This window comes from Occallatibacter sp. (assembly GCF_036502485.1).
Taxonomy (GTDB): Bacteria; Acidobacteriota; Terriglobia; order Terriglobales; family Acidobacteriaceae; genus Telmatobacter.
Genome location: NZ_DASXYM010000138.1, coordinates 35,359 through 41,358, shown reverse-complemented (window position 1 = coordinate 41,358; position 6,000 = coordinate 35,359). Strand labels below are relative to the sequence as shown.

Here is a 6,000-nt window from a genome sequence, read left to right as displayed (position 1 = left end):
TCCACTGGTCGGTGGTGTCCACCATTTTTTCGAAGTCTTGATTGGTCAGTACCTGGGGAGGGACGTAGGTGCCGAGCGCCGTGATCTTGGCGCGGCGGCCCACCACGGGGCGCACAGAAAGGCTCAAAGCAGTTCTCCTTAGCGATTACAAATACAAAGTCTTTACACGAAGCGCAGGGCTTATCGCGTAATGATAAAAGGCGATTGCGGGCCTTGGGAACGACTGCCCAGAATGAGCCGCGAGAGGGCCTTCAACGGAGATGGAATGTGGATGTGTTCCGGCGGTGGTTGCGCAGGTTGACGAACTGGGCCGAGGCTGATGATCCGGGTGGAGCAAGACTTCCCTCAGGGGCTACAGCCCGCTGTTTCTGGTCGGCGAGCGGCACGACTGAAGTCGTGCCCTGACCCAATACCCAGGTCCTCTATCAGGCGGTCACCCCGAATCACCTCAGGGCTGATCGCCGGCCGGACGACGCTTGCGTTCTTACGATCCGATCCGGAGACTCGGCAAAAAAGTACCGGGTAACCTACTGCGCCCGTACTAGCCCGTTACCGTTGCTTCCTTCCGGACCTGGCGGGGTTGGCGGGATTACGTCGCGTAGGACCCGGCACTTATGGATTTTAGCACTTGCGGCCGGAAGCCAGATGGGAGCAAGGGAGGCGGTTCTTGTTTGTCTCACGTTGTGGCCGCGTTATACTTCCGCCACTGCGGAAGAACCGAACGGGGCCGTGCTCGGCGGGCGCTTGCGGCTGCGGGCAGCATGAAAAAGGGCTCGTGCGCAGCGAGGGTGCCGGGCTGCGAGAGCAGCACGTGGAGGTGCGGCGATGTGCCAGTCACATGACCGGAAGGCGCAGGGATTGGGTGAGGTTCACAGCCACGCGCATGCGCAGAACCATACTGTTCCGGAGCGGATGCGTTCGCGCCGGGATTTTCTGCGCACGCTGATGGGGACGACGCTGGCCGGGGCCTCGGTGATGGAGCTGGCGTGGCATCGCGCCGCGTGGGCGCGCAGTGCCGGCAACGGCCGTGCGGACGAGCTGTTCGACTTGCAGAAGGCCGCCGATGGAGTGTACTTTGCGCATGCCAGGCCGCAGACGGTGATCAACTGCAATGCGGCGGTGTTTGTGCGCGCCAGGGATGTGGTGGTGGTGGATGCCCACTCCAAGCCGTCGGCCGCGGCGGCGCTGATCCGGCAGATCCGCAGCGAAGTGACGGACAAGCCGGTGCGGTACGTGATCAACACGCACTTCCACTGGGACCACATGCAGGGCAATCCTGCGTATAAGCAGGCAGGCGCGGCGGTGGACATTCTCGCCACCAATGAAACAAAGCGGCTGATGACGGAGTTATCTGGCCAGAGGCTGAAGGAATCGCTGGAGGAGATGGCCAGGCAGGTGGAGACGCTGAAGGCGAGATCTGCGAAGGCCGGCGCGCAGGAGAAGCGGTTTTGCGAAAGCGAGATCAGCCACATTGAGTCATACCGGGCGGAGATGAAGAATTACGCACTGGAACTGCCGACGATCACGTTCGACAAGACCCATGTGCTGCAGGATGGGGCGTTCGATCTGCACCTGGAGTGGCATGGGCGATCGCATACCTCAGGCGATGTGTTTGTGTTTTGCCCGCAGCGGAAGGCGGTTGCGACCGGCGATGCAAGCCATGGATGGGTGCCGAACATCGGGGATGGTTATCCGCAGCAGTGGCCGGGGACGATTGACGAGGTGATGAAGGCGGACTTTGAGCACGTGCTGGGCGGCCATGGGCCCATGCAGCACAACCGCGGCGTGATGACCAGCCAGCGGAACTTTATTGAGGAACTGACGCAGAGGGTGGCGGAGGGCAAGACCGGGGGGCAGCCGCTCGAGGAGATGCAGAAACGGATCACGGTAAGGTCATTAAAGTCGCTCGAGTCGAATGGATACGGGGAGCTGCTGCAGCGGACGCAGTGGGCGGAGAACACGCATTTCGGATCCGCGCCGCCGCCTTTGCAGAAGGACGTGGATGGGTGCATCCGGGATGTGCTGAGGAACCTGGACCGGGCGTAGACCGGGCTGGAGGGCAGCGGCTATTTCGGCAATTCGGCGACCCGGACGTCGAAGTGATTCGCGAACGGGTCCACGCGCGACAGCAACTGCCTTGCTTCGGGCTCGAAGACGGGAATCCGGTAGTCCTTGCCGGCAAAGCGCTTCACGGCCTCGAGTGAATCAAAGAAGTTGATGACGATGAACTGCGATTCCTGGGGCGAGTCGTTGCGCAGCAGAAGGAAGCCGCTGTGTCCTTCGATATTGTGGATGCCGGGCAGCACGGATTCGCGCAGGAGCTTCTCGTAGGCGTCGGCGTTTTCGGGGCGAGTCCAGCCTCGCCAGTGACGTGCGATCATGACTAGGATTTTCTCAGATAGATAGAATCTGTGAGGTTCCACGAGATGACTTTCTACGCTGCACGCCCTCAGAAGCCCGTGTACGCCCAGGAAGAAGCTTATGGCTACAGCGACATTCGCCACGTTCATGTAGGCCTGGTTGCCCAGGAATTTCGCCCAAGTACCTTCGAGTTGATCGTCGCGGCCAAGGCGGGAGCGCGCTGATTGGGACGAAATCTCATTTCCCGGTACAATAGAGGAGTGAGCAAAGTTTCCCTACCCACGGCGCCTACCGTGGGCTTTATTTCGTTAGGCTGCCCTAAAAACCTGGTCGATTCCGAGGTCATGATGGGGCTGCTGGACCGCGCGGGCGCGCGGCTGACCGGGAAGCCTGAAGAGGCTGAGATCCTGGTTGTGAATACGTGCAGCTTTATCGATTCGGCCAAGCAGGAATCCGTCGACACGATCCTGGAGATGGCGCGGCTGAAGACCGAGGGCCGCGCGACCAAGCTGATTGTGGCCGGATGCCTGGTGGAGCGTTATCGCGACGAGATCCGCAAGAACATCCCCGAGGTGGATGCGGTCGTCGGCACGGGCGAGCTGGAGTCGATTCTGGAAGCCGCGGGCGTGCAGCAGGCGCCGAAGGCGGCTTCGCCGTTCAATATTCTGACCGGCGCGCAGGTTGAGGTGCATTCGGGACAGGAGTCGCTGGCGGGAACGCATCACCACAAGCATGAGCCGGCCTTCAGGGCCGAAGGTGATCTGCGCGAGCGACAGGGGCGGTTTACGCGGGAGAGCTGGGATGGGGCAAAACACATGCTGCCCACCTATCTCTACGACGAGACCACGCCGCGGCTGCTGGCGACCGGCAAAACTTCGGCGTATATCAAGATCGCGGAAGGTTGCGATCATCCCTGCACGTTCTGCGTGATTCCCAACCTGCGCGGCAAGTTCCGCTCGCGGCGGTTCGAGAGCGTGGTGGCGGAGGCGCGCAGCCTGGTCGCACGCGGGGTAGAGGAGATCACGCTGATTGGGCAGGACACGACCTGCTACGGCGAAGACCTGGGCCTGAAGGACGGGCTGGCGCTGCTGCTGGATGAGCTGGCGAAGATTGAGGGAGTGCGCTGGCTGCGGTTCCTGTATGCGTATCCCAATCGCATCACGGGCAAGTTGCTGGAGACGATTGCGAAGCACGACAACATCTGCAAGTACCTGGATGTGCCGCTGCAGCATGCGTCTTCGTCTGTCCTGAAGACGATGAAGCGCGGGGCGGGGGCGGAGATTTTTCTCAAGACGCTCGACAAGGTGCGGGCGGCGGTGCCGGGAATTGCGCTGCGGACGTCGTTCATTGTGGGTTTTCCGGGCGAAACAGTTGAGGACGTGAAGGTGCTGGAGGATTTCATCCAGGCGGCGAAGTTCGACTGGCTGGGTGTGTTTACTTATTCGGACGAAGAGGGCTCGGGGGCGTTCAGCTACGAGGGCAAGGTGGCGAAGCGGACCATCGAAGCGCGCAAGCGCAAGCTGCTGAAGCTGCAGCAGGGCATCTCGAAAGGCGCCAAGCAGCAGTGGGTAGGCCGCGAGTTGGTGGTGCTGGCCGAAGGCGAAAGCGAAGAGACGCCGCTGCTGTGGGAAGGGCGCACGCAGTTCCATGCGCCGGAGATTGATGGCAAGGTGTATATCAATGATTTTGGCGATCTGGATCAATTGCAGGCGGGGCGGTTTTATCGCGCGGAGATCACCGAGGCGCATGAGTACGACGTGGTGGCGCGGGTCGTCGCCGGGCCGCTATAGACTAAAACGGAAATAAGCCATGGCTACCAAGAAGAAATCTGCTAATGTTTTGCGCTGCCCCACATGCGGGATGCTGGTGCAGGCCAGGGATGAGGACTTCCCTTTCTGCAGTGACCGGTGCCGCAAGATCGATCTGGGCAAGTGGGCAATGGGTGTGTACAAGATCAGCTCGCCGGTGCTCGATCCCGAAGTGCTGGAGGATCTGGGCGGGCTGACGGGGCAACAGAAAGATTTCGAAGGTGAGTGACCCGCGTGCCGTGGCTCCGCCAACCCGCAAGACGCTGTGGGCCTGGGCGGTGGCGACGTTCTTTGGCGCGGGGCTGGGAAAGCCGGGGCCGGGGACATGGGGTTCCGTAGCGGCGTTGCTGCTGTGGGCCGCGCTCGCCATTGGTGCTCACGCGCCCGCGTCAACGCTCTTGTTTGCCCTGATTGCCGGCATCGTTCTGTCGATTGCGACAGGGGTGCCGGCGGCGACCATTGCGGCGCGGGAGAGCGGGCGCGAGGATCCAGGCTTTGTGGTGGTGGACGAGGTGACAGGCCAGTGGATCGCGCTGCTCGGCAGCCCTGGCGACTGGAAGCACGGCTTGATTGCGCTGGTGCTATTCCGCCTTTTCGACATCACCAAGCCGTGGCCTGCGCGACAGCTTGAGGCGCTTCCTGAAGGCTGGGGCATTGTCTTCGACGACGTTGCTGCCGGGCTGTATGCTTGGGGAGTAGCCGCGATCTTGCGCATCTGGATTTAATGGCTCCTTTTCACATGCCGCGTTTCCGTCCCCAAGCCGCTGAGAGCGATCCCGACCCGCGCATTGACGACATTACTCCCGCGGCGGCACTGCCGGGCGGCGAAGTCGAACTGATCGGAAGCCACCTGGGCCCGGTTGGTTCGGTGGCGCCGGCGGTGACGGTGGATGGAGCGGAGGCGCACATCCTGATGAGCCGGCCGTCGCGCATCATGTTTCATGTGCCGTCGCTTGCCTCCACGGGGAACGTCGAAGTGCGCACGCAGCAAGCCACCAGTAACGCGGTGCCGTTGCGGATCGCGCGCGAACTGAATTCAGGGCTGCATCCAGTGACCAGCCCGGCGGTGAGCCGCTCGGGGATGATTTACGCCACCATTTCAGGGCCGCGCGGCAAGGCCACGCCGGTGTCCGTGGTGCGCATCAGCACGGATGGGCGCGGCACTCCCTTCGTGGAGGGCATTCTGAACGCGACGGGGCTGGCGTTCAATCCGGAGGGCGATCTGTTTGTGACGTCGCGCGCCGAGGGCACGGTCTACCGCGTGGATGCGGCAGGCGAGTTCACCCAGTATGCCGAGGGCATGGGCGTGGCGACCGGCGCGGCGTTTGATCGCGATGGAAACCTCTACGTGGGCGACCGCAGCGGCACCATCTTCAAGATCGACACCGACCGCAAGATTTTTGTGCACGCCACGCTGGAGCCGAGCGTTTCGGCCTATCACATGGCGGTGAATTCGGAAGGCACGCTGTTTGTCACGGCGCCGACGCTGTCATCGCACGAAGCCATCTGGGCGATCGAGCCCAACGGCGATACGCGCGTCTGGTTTCGCGGGCTGGGACGGCCGCAGGGGCTGGCGATTGCGATTGACGACAGTATCTACGTGGCGGCGGCATTGCAGGGACGGCGCGGCATTGTGCGCGTGAGCGGCGACGGTTCGGCGCAATTGGTGCTGGCGGGGAACAACCTGGTGGGTGTCGCGTTTAGTCCGCTGGGCACGGCGGTTCTGTCGACCAACCAAGCCATTTATGATGTGGATTTGGGAGTCGAGGGGCTGGTGTTGTATTAGCTGCTGGATGCCAGCTGCTAGCAGTCCTTACATCCGAAGCAACAT

At 62.2% G+C, this 6,000-nt stretch carries 7 protein-coding genes and 1 other RNA gene; 6 read left to right on the top strand and 2 right to left on the bottom strand.

Annotation, left to right across the window (positions count from 1 at the left end):
* Positions 1-513: 513 nt before the first annotated feature.
* Positions 514-611, bottom strand: an RNA gene (ffs, locus tag VGL22_RS17930) — signal recognition particle sRNA small type.
* A gap of 214 nt (positions 612-825) precedes the next feature.
* On the opposite strand from ffs, the gene VGL22_RS17925 reads away from it, so the two are divergent.
* Positions 826-2,046: an MBL fold metallo-hydrolase gene (locus VGL22_RS17925; RefSeq protein ID WP_465268319.1), complete on the top strand. Its 1,221-nt coding sequence runs from the start codon at positions 826-828 to the stop codon at positions 2,044-2,046.
* Positions 2,047-2,066: 20 nt separating this feature from the next.
* Here the strand turns inward: VGL22_RS17925 and VGL22_RS17920 are convergent, their stop codons facing one another.
* A complete protein-coding gene (locus VGL22_RS17920; protein ID WP_465268318.1) occupies positions 2,067-2,381 on the bottom strand; it encodes an antibiotic biosynthesis monooxygenase family protein in 315 nt (104 codons plus the stop codon).
* Between the two features lie 45 nt (positions 2,382-2,426).
* Here VGL22_RS17920 and VGL22_RS17915 point away from each other — a divergent pair, with 45 nt between their 5' ends.
* The 5 genes from VGL22_RS17915 to VGL22_RS17895 are packed head-to-tail and all read left to right on the top strand — an operon-like array spanning position 2,427 to position 5,955.
* On the top strand, positions 2,427-2,585 hold the full coding sequence (locus VGL22_RS17915) for a hypothetical protein (RefSeq protein WP_465268317.1): 159 nt from the start codon (positions 2,427-2,429) through the stop codon (positions 2,583-2,585).
* 36 nt (positions 2,586-2,621) lie between these two features.
* Positions 2,622-4,151: a 30S ribosomal protein S12 methylthiotransferase RimO gene (rimO, locus tag VGL22_RS17910; protein ID WP_465268316.1), complete on the top strand. Its 1,530-nt coding sequence runs from the start codon at positions 2,622-2,624 to the stop codon at positions 4,149-4,151.
* Between the two features lie 19 nt (positions 4,152-4,170).
* Positions 4,171-4,398 carry a DNA gyrase inhibitor YacG gene (locus tag VGL22_RS17905; protein WP_465268315.1) on the top strand — a complete coding sequence of 76 codons (228 nt, stop codon included), beginning with the start codon at positions 4,171-4,173 and terminating at the stop codon, positions 4,396-4,398.
* The gene (locus VGL22_RS17900) at positions 4,391-4,894 is read left to right on the top strand and encodes a phosphatidylglycerophosphatase A family protein (protein WP_465268314.1); all 504 of its coding nucleotides are present in this window, start codon (positions 4,391-4,393) and stop codon (positions 4,892-4,894) included. The genes VGL22_RS17905 and VGL22_RS17900 overlap by 8 nt, the downstream gene beginning before the upstream one ends.
* A gap of 14 nt (positions 4,895-4,908) precedes the next feature.
* Positions 4,909-5,955 (top strand): IPT/TIG domain-containing protein, encoded by a 1,047-nt coding sequence (locus VGL22_RS17895; RefSeq protein WP_465268313.1) that lies wholly within the window; start codon positions 4,909-4,911, stop codon positions 5,953-5,955.
* The last annotated feature ends 45 nt before the right edge of the window (positions 5,956-6,000 follow it).